At 32.8% G+C, this 17,174-nt stretch carries 20 protein-coding genes; 19 read left to right on the forward strand and 1 reads right to left on the reverse strand.

The genetic code is table 11. The annotated features are described in order from the left end of the window. Positions 1–49 precede the first annotated feature (49 nt). Positions 50–1,039 carry a polysaccharide lyase family 7 protein gene (locus LG649_RS11515; protein WP_226543961.1) on the forward strand — a complete coding sequence of 330 codons (990 nt, stop codon included), beginning with the start codon at positions 50–52 and terminating at the stop codon, positions 1,037–1,039. A 44-nt stretch (positions 1,040–1,083) separates the two neighbouring features. Here LG649_RS11515 and LG649_RS11520 read toward each other — a convergent pair whose 3' ends face one another. Further along, positions 1,084–2,334 (reverse strand): NAD(P)/FAD-dependent oxidoreductase, encoded by a 1,251-nt coding sequence (locus LG649_RS11520; RefSeq protein ID WP_262904492.1) that lies wholly within the window; start codon positions 2,332–2,334, stop codon positions 1,084–1,086. 100 nt (positions 2,335–2,434) lie between these two features. Between LG649_RS11520 and LG649_RS11525 the strand changes: the two genes are divergently transcribed. From LG649_RS11525 to LG649_RS11610, 18 genes are all read left to right on the forward strand, one after another. Next, the gene (locus LG649_RS11525; protein ID WP_226543962.1) at positions 2,435–3,958 is read left to right on the forward strand and encodes an HAL/PAL/TAL family ammonia-lyase; all 1,524 of its coding nucleotides are present in this window, start codon (positions 2,435–2,437) and stop codon (positions 3,956–3,958) included. 19 nt (positions 3,959–3,977) lie between these two features. Next, positions 3,978–5,105 (forward strand): WG repeat-containing protein, encoded by a 1,128-nt coding sequence (locus LG649_RS11530; protein ID WP_226543963.1) that lies wholly within the window; start codon positions 3,978–3,980, stop codon positions 5,103–5,105. A gap of 30 nt (positions 5,106–5,135) precedes the next feature. Beyond that, on the forward strand, positions 5,136–5,867 hold the full coding sequence (fabG, locus tag LG649_RS11535) for a 3-oxoacyl-ACP reductase FabG (RefSeq protein ID WP_226543964.1): 732 nt from the start codon (positions 5,136–5,138) through the stop codon (positions 5,865–5,867). A gap of 10 nt (positions 5,868–5,877) precedes the next feature. Then, positions 5,878–7,095, forward strand: coding sequence for a beta-ketoacyl-[acyl-carrier-protein] synthase family protein (locus LG649_RS11540; RefSeq protein WP_226543965.1), 1,218 nt, complete (start codon positions 5,878–5,880; stop codon positions 7,093–7,095). A 7-nt stretch (positions 7,096–7,102) separates the two neighbouring features. Further along, a complete protein-coding gene (locus tag LG649_RS11545; RefSeq protein ID WP_044633607.1) occupies positions 7,103–7,345 on the forward strand; it encodes a phosphopantetheine-binding protein in 243 nt (80 codons plus the stop codon). A gap of 26 nt (positions 7,346–7,371) precedes the next feature. Then, positions 7,372–8,256, forward strand: coding sequence for an LpxL/LpxP family acyltransferase (locus LG649_RS11550; protein WP_226543966.1), 885 nt, complete (start codon positions 7,372–7,374; stop codon positions 8,254–8,256). A 91-nt stretch (positions 8,257–8,347) separates the two neighbouring features. Further along, positions 8,348–9,283 (forward strand): dialkylrecorsinol condensing enzyme DarA, encoded by a 936-nt coding sequence (locus LG649_RS11555; protein ID WP_226543967.1) that lies wholly within the window; start codon positions 8,348–8,350, stop codon positions 9,281–9,283. 3 nt (positions 9,284–9,286) lie between these two features. After that, complete coding sequence (locus tag LG649_RS11560) at positions 9,287–10,420, forward strand: beta-ketoacyl-ACP synthase III (protein ID WP_226543968.1); 1,134 nt, start codon at positions 9,287–9,289, stop codon at positions 10,418–10,420. Between the two features lie 4 nt (positions 10,421–10,424). Then, complete coding sequence (locus LG649_RS11565) at positions 10,425–10,853, forward strand: hypothetical protein (protein ID WP_226543969.1); 429 nt, start codon at positions 10,425–10,427, stop codon at positions 10,851–10,853. Then, positions 10,853–11,299, forward strand: coding sequence for an ABC transporter permease (locus LG649_RS11570; RefSeq protein ID WP_226543970.1), 447 nt, complete (start codon positions 10,853–10,855; stop codon positions 11,297–11,299). The genes LG649_RS11565 and LG649_RS11570 overlap by 1 nt, the downstream gene beginning before the upstream one ends. Before the next feature lie 3 nt (positions 11,300–11,302). Continuing rightward, complete coding sequence (locus LG649_RS11575) at positions 11,303–11,713, forward strand: hypothetical protein (protein ID WP_226543971.1); 411 nt, start codon at positions 11,303–11,305, stop codon at positions 11,711–11,713. Beyond that, a complete protein-coding gene (locus LG649_RS11580) occupies positions 11,703–12,707 on the forward strand; it encodes a BtrH N-terminal domain-containing protein (protein WP_226543972.1) in 1,005 nt (334 codons plus the stop codon). Before LG649_RS11575 ends, LG649_RS11580 begins: the two co-directional genes overlap by 11 nt. Positions 12,708–12,710: 3 nt before the next feature. Next, a complete protein-coding gene (locus tag LG649_RS11585; RefSeq protein WP_226543973.1) occupies positions 12,711–13,454 on the forward strand; it encodes an ABC transporter ATP-binding protein in 744 nt (247 codons plus the stop codon). Next, on the forward strand, positions 13,447–14,715 hold the full coding sequence (locus LG649_RS11590) for an ABC transporter permease (RefSeq protein WP_226543974.1): 1,269 nt from the start codon (positions 13,447–13,449) through the stop codon (positions 14,713–14,715). The genes LG649_RS11585 and LG649_RS11590 overlap by 8 nt, the downstream gene beginning before the upstream one ends. Then, positions 14,705–15,145 carry an acyl-CoA thioesterase gene (locus tag LG649_RS11595; protein ID WP_226543975.1) on the forward strand — a complete coding sequence of 147 codons (441 nt, stop codon included), beginning with the start codon at positions 14,705–14,707 and terminating at the stop codon, positions 15,143–15,145. Before LG649_RS11590 ends, LG649_RS11595 begins: the two co-directional genes overlap by 11 nt. Next, a complete protein-coding gene (locus LG649_RS11600; protein ID WP_226543976.1) occupies positions 15,138–16,280 on the forward strand; it encodes a beta-ketoacyl synthase N-terminal-like domain-containing protein in 1,143 nt (380 codons plus the stop codon). The genes LG649_RS11595 and LG649_RS11600 overlap by 8 nt, the downstream gene beginning before the upstream one ends. Positions 16,281–16,295: 15 nt before the next feature. After that, positions 16,296–16,922 carry a beta-ketoacyl-[acyl-carrier-protein] synthase family protein gene (locus LG649_RS11605; RefSeq protein WP_226543977.1) on the forward strand — a complete coding sequence of 209 codons (627 nt, stop codon included), beginning with the start codon at positions 16,296–16,298 and terminating at the stop codon, positions 16,920–16,922. Then, the gene (locus LG649_RS11610; RefSeq protein ID WP_044633620.1) at positions 16,910–17,167 is read left to right on the forward strand and encodes a phosphopantetheine-binding protein; all 258 of its coding nucleotides are present in this window, start codon (positions 16,910–16,912) and stop codon (positions 17,165–17,167) included. The genes LG649_RS11605 and LG649_RS11610 overlap by 13 nt, the downstream gene beginning before the upstream one ends. Positions 17,168–17,174 lie beyond the last annotated feature (7 nt).

Consider the following 17,174-nt stretch of genomic DNA (forward strand, 5'->3'; position numbering starts at 1 on the left):
TGGGTCTGTATTTTTATGCAGACCCAATAATTTTAAAAATATATTTAATATGAATAATTTAAAGAATACCTTTTTGCCTATACTTTTGTTTCTGTTTGTATTTAGTGCGAACTTGAGTGCTCAAGAAGATGCTTCAGAAGTAGAAAAAACTGAGGAAACAACAAAAAGTAAAAAAAAATTGTTTTCATTCTTAAAAAAGAAAGAAAATAATAGTAAATCTGAAAAAAGTCAAGAAGATAAAAAGTCAAAGTCTAAAAAAAATAAATATAAATTACCAGATATCGATTTAAGTCACTGGAAAGTTACTTTGCCGGTAACCAATGAAAAAGGTAAACCTTATGAAATTGAACCACCAGAAATCTTAGATTTTGCAAGTAATGAAGTTGCAAAACCTTATATGTATATTGATTCTACAGCTGGAGCTATTGTTTTTCATGCAATGCCAACAGCCTCTAAAACTAGAAATACAAAGTATACAAGGTCTGAGTTGCGTGAGCAGATGAAGCCAGGAAGCAATAGTGTGAATTGGACTTTTAAAGATGGTGCTTATATGAGAGGGAAAATCCAGATGGATGAAACTACACGTGATTCTAAAGGTAAATATCACAGAACCATCATAATGCAAATCCATGGGCGTTTAACTAATGAGCAACGAGATTTAATAGGTGAAGATGATAATAATGCACCTCCAATTCTTAAAATTTATTGGGATAAAGGCAAAATTCGTGTTAAAACAAAAGTTCTTAAAAACTTAAATGCTTCAAATGAAGAAATTTTGCATGAAAGTGCTTGGGGTGATGATGCAGGTTTTAATTTCGAGGAAGAAGTTGGTTTTAAGAAATTTGTACTTGAAGTTAAAGTGTCTAAAGGTAAAATGGTTGTTGTTTTAAATGGAAAAGAGCATAAAGTTTACGATAATATACACATGAAACGATGGGGTGTATTTGAAAACTATTTTAAAGCGGGTAATTATTTTCAAACAAGAGATGAAGGTGCTTTTTCTAAGGTTAAATTTTATGAGTTAGAGGTAAAGCACTAGTAGTTAATAAACCATTTAAAAAGCAAGAAATGACCGAATATAAGCTATTCGGTCATTTCTTTTTGCATATTAATTAAATGCGCCATGCTAGAAATTATCCGGTTATGTTTTTTTACAAACGGATTACTTTTATCCCAAACATAGCCAGCAAGTACAGCACAAATTTGTTTTTTAACTTCTAAGTTCTCTGGTCTGTGAAAAAATAGAGTTTGTAAGTTTCCAGTGTACCATTCTTTTACATATGAAGAGAAAACAGTAACGCCCTCAGATATATAGTCTGCATAATCAGTTTTCCAATTTACACACTCACCGTTTAATTCTTTAGAAATTAATTTAGCGGCTAATAATCCAGATTCTGTAGCAAAGGTAACTCCTGAAGAAAATACAGGGTCTAAAAATTCTGCACTATTTCCTGTTAATGCAAAACCTTTACCGTATAGTTTAGTTACCGCTTTAGAATAATTTTTAATATGTACAGGTTCAAACTCAAAAGATAAATTGCTAAACCTGTCATAATAATAATTCGATAGTTTTAGCATTTTATTCATTATCTCGGTGGTATTGCCTTTGTAAGATTCAAATAAGCTGTTTTTACCAACAAAACCAATGCTTGTTATACCATTAGAAAACGGAATTACCCAGAACCAAGTATCTTTATCTATAACATCAAAAGTAATTAAAGTACCCTCTTTTCCTTCTGGGCGTTTAATATCTTTAACATGTGTAAAAATTGACGAATGCGTAGGGATGTTTGAGGGTTTGTCTAACCCTAAAAACCTAGGAAGTACACGACCATAACCAGAAGAGTCTATAATAAATTTAGCTTCAATTGTTAGTTCTTCATTAGTTTTAGTTTTTACAGTCGTTTTTGAGGAGCCATCAGAATTAAAAAAAACATCGATAGCCTCAAGTTCAAACTCAATATTTACGCCTTGTTTTATAAGTTCTTGTGCTAGGGCATTATCAAAATCGGCACGAGGTACTTGCCAGGTCCAATTCCAACCCTGGGTATGTTTTTTACTAAAATCAAAATCGCAAACTATGTCTTTACTTAAAAATCTTGCGCCAGATTTTACTTCAAACTTTTCAGCCTTTAAGCAATCTAATAAGCCAACTTCTTCAAAATGATCCATGCAACGAGGTAATAAACTTTCGCCAATAACAAATCGTGGGAATTTAGATTTTTCAATTACCTTTACTTTGTAATTTTGATTATTAAGATGTGCTGCGGCAACAGCACCAGAAGGGCCAGCGCCAATTATTAAAACGTCAACGGTTTCGTTTGGAATATCCATAGATAACGGATTAATTACGTATTCTTTTTATATTTACGACGAACTTAACTATTTTCGCCCAAGAAATTAACAATAATATCCAATAAATTTAAAAATAAATATGCTAACCTACCAAGGCGGTCTAGAAATAGATAATTTCTTCAAAATAATTTTTAAAAACGAAACTTTTAAAATAGATGAAGCTCTTATTACAAAAATTGAAGAAAGCTTTAATTTTTTAATGGATTTTTCTCAGGATAAAGTTATTTACGGTGTTAATACAGGCTTTGGCCCAATGGCACAGTATAAAATTGAAGATTCTCAACGAATACAATTACAATATAACTTAATTAGAAGCCATGCATCTGGAGTAGGCCAGCCTCTGCCTCCAATGTATGTTAGAGCTATTATGCTAGCTAGATTAAATACACTATCGCTTTGTAAATCTGGTATACATAAATCAACAGTATTGTTAATGCAAGAACTTATAAATCGAGATATTACACCGGTAATTTTCGAGCATGGTAGTGTTGGTGCAAGTGGAGATTTAGTACAATTAGCACATTTAGCTTTGGTTTTAATTGGTGAAGGCGAAGTATTTTATAAGGGAGAAAGAAAAAATACAGACGAAGTTTTTAAAATAGAAAAGCTACAGCCAATTTCTGTAGAATTAAGAGAAGGTTTAGCTTTAATGAACGGAACTTCTGCCATGACAGGTATTGGGCTTATAAACACTATTTATACGCGTAAATTACTTGACGATATGGTAGTTTGCTCATCTGCAATAAACGAAATAGTACAAGCTTACGATGACCATTTATCTGAAGAGTTAAACGGAGCAAAACGTCATAAAGGGCAACAAGAAATTGCTAAACAAATGCGAAAACATTTGGCAGATAGCGAGTTAACACGTAAAAGAGAACACCATTTATATTCTAAAAACGAAGATGTATCTGTTTTTAAGGAAAAAGTTCAAGAATATTATTCTTTGCGTTGCGTGCCTCAAATTTTAGGGCCTGTTTTAGATACTTTAAATAGTGTAGAAGATATATTAGTAGATGAAGTAAACTCGGCTAACGATAACCCAATTGTAGATGTAAAAAAGAAGCATGTTTATCATGGCGGAAATTTCCATGGCGATTATGTAGCTTTAGAAATGGATAAGCTAAAATTAGCAGTTACTAAATTAAGTATGTTAAGTGAGCGACAACTAAATTATTTACTTAATTCAAGACTTAACGATATGCTTCCTCCATTTGTTAACTTGGGTAAACTAGGTTTAAATTTTGGCATGCAAGGTGTACAGTTTACTGCAACATCTACCACCGCAGAAAACCAAACACTTTCTAACCCAATGTATGTTCATAGTATTCCTAATAATAACGACAATCAAGATATTGTTAGCATGGGAACTAATGCTGCTTTAATTACCAAAAAGGTTATTGAAAATGCTTTTGAGGTTGTAGCAATAGAACTTATTACAATTGTGCAAGCAATTGAATATCTTGATGTTAAAAATAAAATATCGGCTCAAACCAAAAAAATATACGACGATATACGAGAAATAGTTCCTATATTTACAGAAGATATTGTAATGTATCCTTACGTAAATAAGGTGAAGCAATATTTAATGAAAGTTAAATAACTCTAAATTGTTTCTTGTCATGAAAAATCTGTTCGTTGTATTCGCATTTTTAAGTTTAAATTTAAGTATTTCACAAGAGTTAGCCCTAGCAAGAGTTAACGATAAATTTGGCTATATCAATAAAACAGGCGAATGGGTAATACAACCGCAATTTCTTAATGCTAAAAGTTTTTCGGGCGATTATGCCCAAGCCATGGCAGACGATAAATTATGGGGTTATATTGATAGAAGTGGTGAGTGGGTTATAAAACCAATCTTTAAAAAAACTAAAGCATTTCAATCGGATATCGCAATTGTAAACGATGGTATTTCATGGTATTATATCGATAAAACCGGAAGTAAAATTTTAACAGAGGTTGTAACGGATAAAGTTTACGATTTCTCTGAAGATTTGGCTGTAGTAAAAACTGAAGATAAAGTAGGTTTTATTAATAAAGAAGGAGAAGTAGTAATACCAAAAGAATACACAAAAGCTTTCGATTTTTATAACGGTTACTCTCGAGCTCAGAAAAATGAAAAATGGGGTTTGCTTGACAAATCGGGTAACGAGTATATAAAAATAGAATACGAAGAAATAGGAAACCTATACAATGGTGTAATTATAGCTAAAAAAGATGGCGTTTGGGGGTTAATAAAAGCTAAAGAGTTTATCCCTGTTGAAGGTGCTGTTAAAATTTGGGATTTTACTATTAACGGAAGTGTGTCTTACGCCAAAAAAGGTGAAAAAGTTGGTTTTATAAACAATAATGGTGAGTGGATTATAGAACCTAAATTTGTAAAAGTAAGAGGTTTTAAAAAAGGCTTAGCACCCTTTTACGAAAATAAACTTTGGGGCTATATTAATAAAAAAGGAGAAGTAGTTATTAAACCACAATATAAAGATGCTGAGGTGTTTAGTGAAGATGGTTTAGCACCAGTAAAAACTAAAAAACTATGGGGTTTTATTAATGCCAAAGGTGAATTAATTATTGAAGAAAAATATGGTATTACAGCCGGAAACTTCGGTATGTTTTTCGGAATAAAAACCGAGAAAGGCTTCGTAGATGGTTTGGCACGTGTAAAACACAACAAACAATGGGCTTTTTTAAACACAAAAGGCGAGGTGTTAAATAATACTTGGTTTCAAAACTTAGAACTTTTCAAATAAAAAATCTAAATATTTTAAATTATAATTTTAATGAAGTGTGCCCTAATAACTGGAGGATCTAGAGGTATAGGTAAAGCAGTATGCATTCAGTTAGCAAAAGATTCAGATTATCATATCCTAATAAATTACAATAGTAACGAAGCAGCAGCAAACGAAACCTTGAAGCTTGTCGAAGCTGAAGGTAATACAGGCGAAATTTTGCAATTCAATGTAGCTAATGCAGAACAAGTTCAATCTGTTTTAACAAATTGGCAAGAAAACAACCCAAAAGCAGTTGTTGAGGTTATAGTAAATAATGCAGGAATTACAAAAGACGGTTTATTTATGTGGATGCCTGCCGAAGATTGGAATAGTGTTATAAACACATCTTTAAGCGGATTTTACAATGTAACCAACTTTTTTATTCAAAAATTACTACGTAACCGCTATGGTCGTATAGTAAACATAGCGTCGGTTTCGGGTGTAAAAGGTACGCCAGGACAAACAAATTACTCTGCAGCAAAAGCGGCATTAATTGGTGCAACAAAAGCTTTAGCACAAGAAGTTGCAAAACGTAAAATTACTGTAAACGCTGTAGCTCCAGGTTTTATCAAGTCCGATATGACTGCCGAACTCGACGAAAAAGAGCTAAAAAGCTTAATTCCAATAAACCGATTTGGAGAGCCAGAAGAAGTTGCTCATGCAGTTTCGTTTTTAATTTCTAAAAAAGCGTCTTATATTACTGGCGAAGTTTTAAACATTAACGGCGGGATATACTCCTAATTTTTACTTAATGAACAGAGTTGTAATAACAGGAATGGGAATTTATTCTTGTATTGGCGAAAACTTAGCAGAAGTTAAAGAATCGTTATACAAAGGTAAGTCTGGTATTGTTGTAGATAAAGAAAGAATAGATTTTGGTTACCGGTCGCCATTAACAGGAATGGTGTCTAAACCAAACCTAAAAGGCATATTAACACGTAAACAGCGTATTAGTATTGGTGAAGAAGGTGAGTATGCATATATGGCAACTATTGAAGCTTTTAAAAACGCTAAAATAGATCAAGATTTTATCGATGCCAATCAAGTAGGAATTCTTTATGGAAACGATAGTACAACAAAATCTGTAATAGAATCTGTAGATAAAGTTAGAGAAAAAAAAGATACAACCTTAGTGGGTTCTGGTGCAATTTTTAAGGGGATGAATTCCTCTGTTACTATGAATCTTTCAACCATATTTAAACTTACAGGAGTTAATTTTACCATTAGTGCAGCCTGTGCCAGTGGATCACATTCCATTGGAATGGCCTATCAATTAATAAAAAGTGGATTGCAAGATTGTATTATATGTGGTGGCGCACAAGAAATAAATCCATATGTTATGTCTAGTTTCGATGGTTTGGGTGTGTTTTCAATGAATACTGAAAATCCAGGACAAGCTTCAAAACCATTTGATGCTAATAGAGATGGTTTAGTACCAAGTGGTGGGGCTGCAACTGTAATTTTAGAATCATATGATTCTGCAATAAAACGAGGCGCTCCTATTTTAGGAGAAGTAATAGGGTATGGCTTTTCATCAAATGGCGAGCATATATCAACACCAAATGCAGCAGGCCCAAGTTATGCTATGAAAATGGCCATAAAACAAGCGGGTATCAGTGCTGGCGATGTAGATTATGTAAACGCACATGCAACATCAACACCTGTAGGCGATGCTAACGAAGCAAAAGCTATTTTTGATGTTTTTGGAGAGCATGGTCCAGCGGTAAGTTCAACAAAATCGATGACAGGACATGAGTGCTGGATGGCAGGTGCTAGCGAGGTAATTTACTCAATGTTAATGATGCACCATGGATTTGTAGCACCAAATATTAACTTGGAAACGCCAGATGAGGATGCGAAAAAATTAAATTTAGTCAGCAAAACCTTAGATAAAAAAATTAATGTATTTTTGTCCAACTCTTTTGGTTTCGGTGGAACCAATTCAGCATTAATAATAAAAAAAATATAATTGCGCGATGACTAAAGAAGTTATTATTGAAAAAATAAACAACTTTCTTATTGATGAATTTGAAGTAGAAAGTGATGATATTTCGCCAGATGCAGATTTAAAAGAAACCTTAGATCTTGATAGTTTAGATTTTGTTGATTTAGTGGTTTCTGTTGAAGCTAATTTTGGAGTAAAGCTTGTTGGCGAAGATTTTGTTAACGTTAAAGTGCTTCAAGATTTTTATGATTTAATCGAGAATAAGCTTAGCTAAATTTGATTAAAACATTATAACTTTATATGGCTGCTAAATGGAAAGGTAAATCCAGAGGAACAGTTTTAGGTTACAAAATATTTGTGTTTTGTATAAAAAAACTAGGCGTAAAAGCAGCGTATTTTGTGCTTTATTTCGTTTCTTTTTACTTTGTGTTGTTTGCCAAAGATAGTTTTAAAGCCATTTACTATTATCTTAAAAACAGACAAGGTTTTTCTAAAATCAAAAGTCTTAAAAACGTTTATAATAGTTACTTTGTTTTTGGTCAAACTATTATAGATAAAGTAGCCATTTCTTCAGGGTTACGAAAAAAATTCACTTACGAGTTCGATGGTATTGAATTAATAAATCAAGCCTTAAAAAATAAAAAAGGAGGTATTTTAATTAGCGCGCATGTGGGTAATTTTGAAATTGCCGAACATTTTTTTGGCGATTTAGATGAATCTGCATCAATAAGTTTGCTTACTACTAATCAAGAGCATACTGCAATTCAAGAGTATTTAGAAAGTGTTACTACAAAATCTAACATCAACCTCATTATATTAAAAGATGATTTGTCTCATGTTTTCGAGATAAATGCTGCCTTAGCACGAAACGAAATTGTTTGTATTACAGGCGATCGTTACACAGAAAACACAAAGTTTTTAGAGAAAGAATTACTTGGTGAAAAAGCTAAATTTCCTGCAGGACCTTTTGTGTTAGCTTCACGATTAAGAGTTCCTGTGTTGTTTGTGTATGTAATGAAAGAAAGTAATTTACACTATCATTTATACGCAAGACAATCTAAAGCAAAATATCGCGATGTAGATTCTCTTTTAAAAGATTACACCGATAGCCTATCCTGGATTTTAAAAAAGTATCCATTACAATGGTTTAACTATTTCGATTTTTGGGGGAAACTCAAAAAATAGGTGTTGTTTATAACCAACTATTTAGTTTCATAATAAAAGTTAGGTTTAACGTTTTAATTATTTATTTTTACTCATAATTTTAAAAACACCCATGAAGCAAGTTTTAGTTTTGCATTATTCTCAATCTGGTCAACTAACAGAAATTGTAAATAATATAGTTGAAAATTTCAAGAATGATGAAGCTGTAAAGCTACACTATCATAATATCGAGCTAAAACGAAACTTTCCTTTTCCGTGGACAAAAAAAGATTTTTTTGGAGTATTCCCAGATACCTTTTTACAAAATTACCAAGAGGTAAACCCCGTTCCCGATGCTATTTTAAATAACACATACGATTTAATAATTTTTGGTTATCAAGTATGGTATTTAACGCCGTCGTTACCAATATCCTCTTTTTTACAATCAGAAAGTGCAAAAACATTGTTTTCAGGATCCAAGGTTGTAACTGTAAGTGGCACCAGAAATATGTGGATTATGGCTCAGGAGAAGTTAAAAATACACCTAAAAAAATTAAATGCTAACTTAGTAGGTAATATTGCGTTGGTAGACAGGCATAGTAATTACATAAGTGTAATAACTATTGTAAGGTGGATGTTTTCTGGTAAGAAAAAGAAATATTTAGGTATCTTTCCTAAGCCAGGAATAAGCCAAGTCGATATTGATAATGCGGTTAAATTTGGCCCAATAATAAAACAACATTTATTGGGAAATACCTGGGGTAATTTACAGGATAATTTGTTAAAAAATGGTGCTGTAGAAATAAAACCGTTTTTAATAACCGTAGATCGCAAGGCGAATGTTATATTTACAAAATGGGCAAATTTTATTCATAAAAGCAGCGAGCCAAATACAAAAAAACGAGAAACCTTGTTAAAATTTTTCAATGTGTATTTGTTTATTGCAATTTGGGTTGTTTCTCCAATTGTTTTTATCTTATTTTTGCTTACTTATGTTTTTAACATCCCAAAAATTAAAAAGCAGAAGAAGTATTACACTTCCGTAGAGCTATTAGAGAATACTAAATAACATATGAAAGAAGTATATATAACGCGTGTTTCAAAATTTTTACCCAACAAACCAGTTTCTAACGATGAAATGGAGGAAAAATTGGGTTTAATAAATGGTAAACATTCCAAAGGAAGACGCATTGTTTTAAGAAATAATCAAATTAAAACAAGGTACTATGCAATTGATGAAAATGGTCAAGTTACGCATAACAACGCCCAACTTACTGCAGAAGCTATCAATAGACTTTGTGATGATGATTTTAAAACTACAGATATAGAAGTATTATCATGTGGTACTTCAAGTCCAGATCATATTTTACCATCTCATGCTTCAATGGTGCATGGGTTTTTAAAAAACGGAAATCTTGAAGTAAACTCACCAACAGGAGCATGTTGTTCAGGAATGAACGCTTTAAAATATGGTTACTTTTCAGTAAAATGTGGCCAATCTAATAATGCTGTAGTTTCTGGCTCAGAGCGTAGTTCTACTTGGATGCGTTCCGATCTTTTTGAGGATGAAGTAAAACACTTAGAATCTTTAGAAGAAAACCCAATAATTGCGTTTAATAAAGATTTTTTAAGATGGATGCTTTCTGATGGTGCTGGTGCTTGTTTACTTGAAGCAGAACCAAAAGGAGAGCAACCTTTAAGAATAGACTGGATTGAAGGATTTTCGTATGCCTTCGAGCTAGATGCTTGTATGTATTCTGGTGGAGAAAAACAAGAGGACGGATTTTTAAAACCATGGCGCGAATACGCATCGGACCAATGGAGTAAAAAAACGCTTTTTGCGGTACAACAAGATGTAAAACTTCTTGGAGCTAATATTCTAGAAAAAGGAGTAGATAGCTTAAAGCGTACTTTTGCAAAACACAATATTTCTGCAGACGATATAGATTATTATTTGCCTCATATTTCTTCCTATTATTTTAAAGAAGGGTTGTACGATGCTATGAAAGAAGCAGGTATTGAAATTCCTTGGGAAAAATGGTTCATGAATTTGCAAAGCGTTGGTAATGTAGGTGCAGCATCAATATATTTAATGTTAGAAGAATTAGTAGCTTCAGGGCAATTACAAAAGGGACAAAAAATATTACTATCTGTTCCAGAAAGTTCCAGATTTTCATATTCTATAGCCTTATTAACCGTTTGCTAAAATTATGACTACACAATTTCCGGTAAAGGACATTACAAAATTAATACCTCAAAAAGCACCGTTTGTAATGGTAGATTCGCTTTTAGATTTTTCCGAAACAAAAGTAGAGTCTGCTTTTACTATTCTTTCAAATAATCTTTTTGTGGAAAATAATAATTTTACCGAGCCTGGTTTAGTAGAAAATATGGCTCAAACCGTAGCGTTACATACAGGTTATAATTACTATATTAAAGGAGAAGATGCGCCAACAGGTTATATTGGTTCTATAAAAAAAACAACAATAAAAAAACTTCCAAAAGTAAATGATGTAATAACTACCAAGGTAAATGTTTTACACGAAATTATGGGAGTTACTATGGTAGAAATCATGGTTTTTAATGCTCAAAATGAAGAGATTGCTTCAGCCGAAATGAAAACAGTAATAGCTTCTTAATGAATAATGATTTTTTAGAAATAAATATTAGTGAAGTTTTACCGCATCGCGCTCCTTTTTTAATGGTAGATAAAATAAATACCATTAATGATGCTGAGGTTACAACTCAGTTTTTTATTAAAGAATCTTCAATTTTTAACGATAATGGTTTTTTTGCCGAAGCTGGCTTAATAGAACACGCAGCACAAACCTGTTCTTGTATAGTGGGTAAATCGTTTTACGATAATAAATCAACGGTTAGGCTTATTGGTTTTATTAGTGCCATAAAAAAAGTTACAATATACAGTTTACCTAAAGTAAATACTACAATTACATCAAAAGCCAACTTAATTTCCCGTTTTGATGCAGACGATTATAGTTTGTGTAATATTGAATGCACCATATCTCAAGACCATAAAGAATTAGTATCTTGCAATCTCAATTTAATTATTCGAGAAATTAATTAAGCTATGAAAGCAAACGAAGTTCCTCAGGATAAAAGTAGTTTAGATTCTATAAATCAAAAAGAATTATGCTACGCGACCGACGAAAATGGTAATTACATAACTACAAAAAGTAGTGGTTGGACACCAAAAACAATTGCTTTAAACAATGCTATTGAAGATATTAAAGAGCGCGCCGAAGAAGCTAAACAACGTGTACTAAATAACGAAACAAGTCCTATTGAATATTACATGGAATTAAACCGAATGGATGTTACCATTCTTGCAGGTTACGTTGGTATTTGGCCATTTCGAGTAAAACGACATTTTAACCCGAAACGTTTTAAAAAACTATCAGATAAATTATTGCAAAAATACGCCGATGCTTTTAACATAAGTTTACAGCAATTAAAACAAGGAGATTTAAATGAAGATTGATTTTAAACATCACCAATCTGCACACTGCGAAAATGGTGTAGTTTCTAATTTAATGAAGCATAATGGTATAAACATTAGCGAACCTATGATTTTTGGAATAGGTTCTGGCTTAATTTATTGTTATATCCCATTTTTAAAAGTAAATCACGGGCCAGCAGTAACGTATCGTGTTATGCCAGGTTTAATTTTTAAGCGTTTTGCAAAACGCATTGGTGTAACCTTTAAACGCGAAAAATTTAAAAGTGCCACTAAAGCCAAACAACGTTTAGACGACAATATAAAAAATAACAATCCGGTTGGTTTACAGGTGGGTATTTACCATTTGTTATACTTGCCAGATCATTACCGTTTTCATTTTAATGCCCACAATATTGTGGTTTATGGCAAAGAAGGATCTGATTATTTAGTAAGTGACCCAGTTATTGAAAACGTTGCAAAACTAGACGAAAAGCAACTTGAAAAAGCACGTTTTGCAAAAGGGCCATTTGCACCAAACGGACAAATTTACTACCCAATTTCTTTTCCAAAAGAAAGTGAGATTCCATATAAAAAAGCCATTGTAAAAGGTATAAAACAAACTTGCCGAGATATGTTGGCACCAATACCCATAGTTGGTGTAAAAGGCATTCGAATGGTGGCAAAACTTATTAAAAAGTGGCCAAAGAAAAAAGGTATAAAAGTAGCCAATCATTATTTGGGGCAAATTGTTCGTATGCAAGAAGAAATAGGTACCGGTGGTGGTGGCTTTCGTTATATTTTTGCGGCTTTTTTACAAGAATCGAGTGCCATTTTAAATAATGAAAAACTCATGGAGCTCTCTAAGGAAATGACCGTAATTGGCGATTTATGGAGAGATTTTGCTTTGGAAGCCTCTCGTTTATACAAAAATCGTAAAGCGACAACGGGATCGTACGATAAGGTTTCAGAAATGTTATTTGAGTTAGCAGATAAAGAAGAAGTGTTTTTTAAAGCATTAAAAATAGCCATAAAATAGAAAATGATAGTAATAGATAAAATCTCAAAAAAATATGTAGGTGCCGATAATTATTCGGTGTCTAATTTGAGTCTGTCTATAAACGATCAAGAAATTTTTGGGCTTTTAGGGCCAAACGGCGCGGGAAAAACCACTTTAATTTCTATGTTATGTGCTTTGGTAAAACCAACTTCGGGGATTTTTACCATCAATAATTTAAACTACAAACAGCATAAAACCGAAATAAAAAAACTTATAGGTATTGTGCCACAGGAATATGCGTTGTACCCAACTTTAACAGCGTTCGAGAATTTAAAATATTTCGGTAGCATGTATGGTTTAAAAGGTAAATCGCTAAACCAAAAGATATTAAGTCACCTAGAAATTTTAGGCCTTGAGAAATTTGCAAACAAGAAAATTGATACTTTTTCGGGAGGTATGAAACGTCGCGTTAATTTATTAGCGAGTATTTTGCATAATCCTAAAGTTTTAATTTTAGATGAACCTACCGTTGGAGTAGATGTGCAGTCTAAAAATGTGATAATTAATTTTTTAAAAGAGCTTAACGCAAGCGGAACAACTATAATTTATACCTCGCATCATCTTAATGAAGCGGAGCAGTTTTGTACTAAAGTGGCAATTATTGATCACGGAAAAATAATTATTGAAGGAAAGCCAAAGGATTTAATTAATAAATCTGATGAGTTACATAACCTTGAAGATGTATTTATAAGTTTAACGGGTAAAGAACTTCGCGATTATGCATAAGTTATTAGCATCGGCATACAAGGAATTTTTATTGTTAAAACGAGATTTTGGTAGTGTTATCATCTTGTTTGTAATGCCTTTGGTACTAATAATTACAATTACTTTAATTCAAGATAGCACCTTTAAAACCATCGAAAATACTCAAATTCCTATTTTGGTAGTTGATAATGATAAAGGTGAAGTTGCCAAAACCATGTTAGAAGGTTTGCAATCTTCGGAAGCTTTTGAAATTATTATGAGTGCTACTGAAGCTGAAGCGAAAGATTTGGTCTTTGGTGGTGATTATCAATTGGCAGTAATAATTCCAACTCATTTAACTTCAGATTTAAATAAAAAAGTAAATAGCAACGTTGATAATTTACTGCAAAATTTCGGAATAGACTCAGAAAGCAATGCTTCAGAACAACCAGAGGTTACAAGTAAAGAAGTACGCTTATATTTCGATCCTGCAACACAAGTATCATTTAAAAATTCGGTTAAAAATGGTATCGATAAAATGATATCAAAAATTGAAATGAAAACCATTTATACCAGTTTTCAAAAGCAATTAAGTGATAATCCAGACGATGTCGTTTTTAAAACCGATAATTTTGTAACGTTTAAAGAAATACTTCCAAAAAAGGATAATGAAGAATTTATCCCAAACTCCGCACAACATAATGTGCCTGCTTGGTCGTTATTTGCCATTTTCTTCATAATTGTACCTTTATCAATAAATATTGTAAAGGAAAAAAGTCAAGGCACCTTTGTTAGGTTGCGTACAAATCCAGTAAGTTATGCCACGGTTTTAGGTGGTAAAACGGTTGTGTATTTAGCGGTTTGCCTTATTCAATTTGCATTAATGCTGGCGGTTGGTGTATTCGTATTTCCCAAAATTGGATTACCGACACTCGATGTTTCTGGCAGGTTGCCATTGTTGTTTGTAGTTAGTATTTTTGCAGGCTTAGCAGCAATTGGCTTAGGTGTTTTAATTGGAACTATTGCAAAAACCCAAGAACAGTCGGCGCCATTTGGAGCTACCTTTGTAGTTATTTTAGCAGCGATTGGAGGCGTTTGGGTGCCCGTTTTTATAATGCCAAAGTTTATGCAAGTATTATCGAATATTTCGCCTATGAACTGGGGATTAAATGCCTATTACGATGTGTTTTTACGCAACGGCAGTTTAGCCAGTATTTTGCCAGAATTAGCATTGTTGTTATTGTTTTTTATAGTAACTACATTACTGTCAATATTTTTTAACGAAAAGAAACATGCGGTCTAAACCAAAAGAAATAGAACATACAAGTAAAGTGCGCGTAAGGTTTGTAGAAACCGATCCGTTAGGTATTGTATGGCACGGAAATTATATTCAGTATTTCGAAGATGGTAGAGAAAACTTTGGAAGGCATCATGGTATTTCATATTTAGATCAAAAAGAATACGGTTTTGCAACACCAATAATAGAATCGAAAACCAAACATAAACGCCCTTTAAAATATGGCGATGTAGCCACAATAAAAACTATTTTTGTAGATAGTTCGGCCGCAAAAATGATTTTTCGCTACGAAATTTACAACCAAGAAAATGAGTTGGTTTGCACCGGAGAAACTGTTCAAGTTTTTGTAGATAAAATAGGGCAAGGTGAATTGTGGTTAACACCACCAGATTTTTTTACAGATTGGAAGAAAAAAGTAGGTTTGCTAGATGAGTAAAGTATATTTGTCATATAGCAACATTATCTCATCTTTAGGCTTCAATAGCGCTTCGGTAGCGAAAGAAGTGATGCTTGGTAATTCCGGATTGAAACAAATTAAGGATACTTCGGTAATGCCAGAACCTTTTATGTCATCTTTAGTTGATGATGATGCGTTAACGGCAGCTTTCAACAATAAAACAGAAAAAAAATATACCAAACTTGAAAAGATGTTTATTACATCGCTTCAAGATACTTTAGGTCGATCTAACATTGCGTTAACCGATCGTGTTGGCCTCATTATTTCAACAACAAAAGGCAATATAGATGCTTTAGATGCTGAAAACGATTTCCCAAAGGAACGTGCTTATCTCGATGTTTTAGCTAAAAATGTAGCCCATTATTTTGATTTTAAAACGGAACCTATAGTGTTATCAAACGCTTGTGTGTCTGGTGTTTTGTCGGTTGCGGTGGCTAAACGTTACATAAAAAGTAACATGTTCGATCATGTGTTTATTGTGGCGGGTGATTTGGTTAGTGAGTTTATTTTATCGGGTTTCAATTCCTTTCAAGCATTAAGCTCAGAAATTTGTAAACCATACGATAAAAATAGAATAGGTATTAATATTGGCGAAGTAGCCGTGAGCGCGCTAGTTACTAAAAATGAAGACGATTTAAGTGACGAAGCCGTTGAAATTTTAGGTGAAGCATCTTGTAACGATGCCAATCATATTTCAGGACCATCGCGTACTGGCGAAGGCTTGTACAGAAGTATAGAATCGGCTTTAGCGCAATCAAATTTAACTTCAGAAGACATCGATTATATTTCCGCCCACGGTACAGCAACCATGTATAACGACGAAATGGAAGCGATTGCATTAAACCGTTTGGGTTTAGAAAAAACACCAATGAATAGTTTGAAAGGGTATTTTGGACATACACTAGGCGCATCAGGTTTACTAGAAACCATAATAGGTATGTACGCCTTAAATCAAAATGTGCTAATAAAAACCTTAGGTTTTGCAGAAATGGGTGTAACACAACCTATAAATGTTATTGAAAACACTGTAGAAAAGCCGTTGTCCACGTTTTTAAAAACAGCTTCGGGTTTTGGCGGTTGTAACACGGCGGTTATTTTTAAAAAAGTAAAATAAGATTGATAATTAATAATGAAAAATCAGTTTAAAATATCGTCTTATTGCCATGTTAAGCAAAATAAAATTAGCCTTAACGGAACTGTTTTGTTTTCAGCTGAAGCTGAAGAATCAAAATTTTTAAAGCAAGCTTATAAAGCCTTAGATGTTAATTATTCCAAGTTTTTTAAAATGGATAAATTAAGTCAGTTAGCCTTTTTAGCAGCCGATGTTTTGTTGCAACACGAAAATATTTCCGAAGAAAACCAAGAAAATATAGCCTTGGTTATGGGAAATAAAGCATCGAGTTTAGATACCGATAGAAAACACCAAGACAGCATTCAAGATAAAGCAAGTTATTACCCAAGTCCTGCGGTGTTTGTGTATACCTTGCCAAATATTATGTTGGGAGAAATTAGTATTAAATACAAATTGTACTCAGAAAACAGTTTCTTTGTATTCGAAAATTTTAAAACCAACTATTTTTATAATTACACGAATAGTTTAATTGACGATAAAAAGGCCGATAAAATTTTATGCGGTTGGGTAAATGTAGATGATGAAGATTACGAAGCCTTTTTATATCTTGTAACTCCCAACGGAAATTTACAACATACAGAACAACAAATAAATACATTATATAACGAATTATGGAAGCTTTAAAACAAGAATTGAAAGAAAGCCTTGTAGAACAATTAAATTTGGAAGATATAACACCCGCTGAAATTGCTGATGACGATATGTTATTTGGAGATGGTTTAGGGTTAGATTCTATTGATGCTTTAGAGCTTATTGTAATGCTCGATAAAACTTACGGCATAAAATTAACCGACCCAAAACAAGGTCGTGCTATTTTCGAAAGTATTAACACCATGTCTGCATACATTGCAGAACACCGTACAAAATAATTACAAA

Source organism: Neotamlana laminarinivorans (genome assembly GCF_020523925.1).
GTDB lineage: Bacteria > Bacteroidota > Bacteroidia > Flavobacteriales > Flavobacteriaceae > Neotamlana > Neotamlana laminarinivorans.